This window comes from Candidatus Parvarchaeota archaeon (assembly GCA_016866895.1).
GTDB lineage: Archaea > Micrarchaeota > Micrarchaeia > Anstonellales > VGKX01 > VGKX01.
In genome coordinates this window covers 1-1,691 of sequence record VGKX01000196.1, presented here as the reverse complement: position 1 = coordinate 1,691, position 1,691 = coordinate 1, and the positions used below count along the sequence as shown (strand labels likewise).

General features: G+C 46.2%; 2 protein-coding genes. One reads left to right on the top strand and one right to left on the bottom strand.

The window, feature by feature from the left end; all coding sequences use genetic code 11:
* Positions 1 to 838: CBS domain-containing protein (locus tag FJZ26_05865; protein ID MBM3229935.1), on the top strand; the 838-nt coding region annotated here is incomplete at its 5' end.
* Between the two features lie 72 nt (positions 839 to 910).
* Here the strand turns inward: FJZ26_05865 and FJZ26_05860 are convergent.
* Entirely contained in the window at positions 911 to 1,486 is a 576-nt protein-coding gene (locus tag FJZ26_05860; protein MBM3229934.1) for a histidine phosphatase family protein, read from the bottom strand.
* Positions 1,487 to 1,691 lie beyond the last annotated feature (205 nt).

Below are 1,691 nucleotides of genomic sequence, written 5' to 3'. Positions count from 1 at the left end.
CGGTGTGCTTGAGATTATTTTTGCGCCAATCATATTCATGCTTGAAATATCGGGAATAATCTTTCCGCAAATAATCAACACCAAATACACAAGGCACAGGTTTTCAGAAGAGGAGATTAGGGCAATGCTTGAGTTCGGGGTTGAGGACAAGGCAATTTCAAGCGACGAGCGCAAGCTTCTTGAGCGTGTTTTGGATTTCAATGACACGCTTGTAAAGGAAGTAATGGTCAGCCGCGACCTGACAAAATGCCTTGAGGAGACGGACACCCGGGAAGAGGTTGTCCAAAAGGTCAGCAAGTTCAAAAAGAACATGTATCCAGTTCTTTCCATCGACGGCGAAGTTGTCGGGGTGCTTTCAATAAAAAAACTTGTTTCTGCCTCGGGCATGAAAAACCCAAAAGACATAATGGACAGGCCGTTATTTGCATCAAAAGAGTCCATTGCCTACGATTTATTCAAAAAAATGCAGAAAAGCAATACCCACATGGCAATTGTTGTTGACTCAAACGGGCAATTCGAGGGAGTCGTGACAATGGAGGACCTGTTAGAGGAGATTGTTGGCGAAATAGAAGACAGTGCAATTCCGCCCAGTTTCATCCAGCTTGACAAGTCAATCCTCCTTGTTTCAGGCACTGCAAGGCTGCATGACATTGAAAAGGAGCTTAACGTGAACATACTTGATGCTGAAAGGTTTGGCTCTGTTGCAGGTTTCATGCATTTTTGCCTCAAGCGCATACCGCTTAAGGGAGACACCCTGCTTCTCAAGGACGTGAAATTCGAAGTTAAGGAAATGCACGGCAACGCCATTGAGCGCGTCCAGGTCACAAGGCTGAAATAAGTGCCCTCTGGCTTAGGCAATTTGCACCCTTGAATATACGAGCTTCAAGTCCGCTTCACTCAAGCCTGCATTCTAAACTTTCAGTCTCAGTAGTTTTGCGTTGGGCACTTTGCATTCCATTGCAGCCCCGAGGGTATTTTTCTTTCCAGCCACGTAATAAAGCATCCTGCCAATGACTCCATGGCTTACTATCAGAAGCGGCCTGGCCTTGTATTTGTTTTTGGCAAGCCACATTATTTTTCTGGCCCGCTTTTCTATTTTCCCAATATTTTCCCCGTTGGGCGCCTTGTAAAATATCCTCGTCATTTTTTTCCCGTTTTTAATGAACGCATCCGGGTATCTTTTTTGCAGGCTGTCAACTCTCTTCCCGGTCCAATCGCCAGTGTCCTGTTCCTTGAGAAGCGGAAGATACACTATCTTGCTGCCAAAACGTTTGGCAATCTGCCTTGCGGTTTCCACGGCCCTTTTTTGCGTGCTGCAAAGTATCAAAGCGGGTTTAATCCTCATTTTCCTTGCAGCTTCCCTGGCCTGAATTTTTCCAATTGACGTAAGGCCAAGGTTCCTCCTGGTGCCATTAAGAACGCCCCTGGAGTTTCCATAAGTCTGCGCATGGCGCATAAAATAGACTGCGCCGCCGTTATCACCCATAAAATCACACTCGAAGGCTGGCAAGTCCCTCTAAATCACAACATTGATTTTGTAGCCGCATTCGGGGCACTTGGGGTTTAGCCGCTCCTTTCTGCAGAGACCCTCAAAAACGTTGCTTTGTATTGAAAACCTGTTTCTTTTTATGAGCATTGTCTCACACTTGGGGCAGCAAGTGTCTTCAACATCCTCCAAACCAGTGTTGCCA

What these genes read in the sequence shown, in the direction of transcription:
- FJZ26_05860 (MBM3229934.1), bottom strand. Translation starts at nt 1,486, where the DNA reads ATGGGTGATAACGGCGGCGCAGTCTATTTTATGCGCCATGCGCAGACT.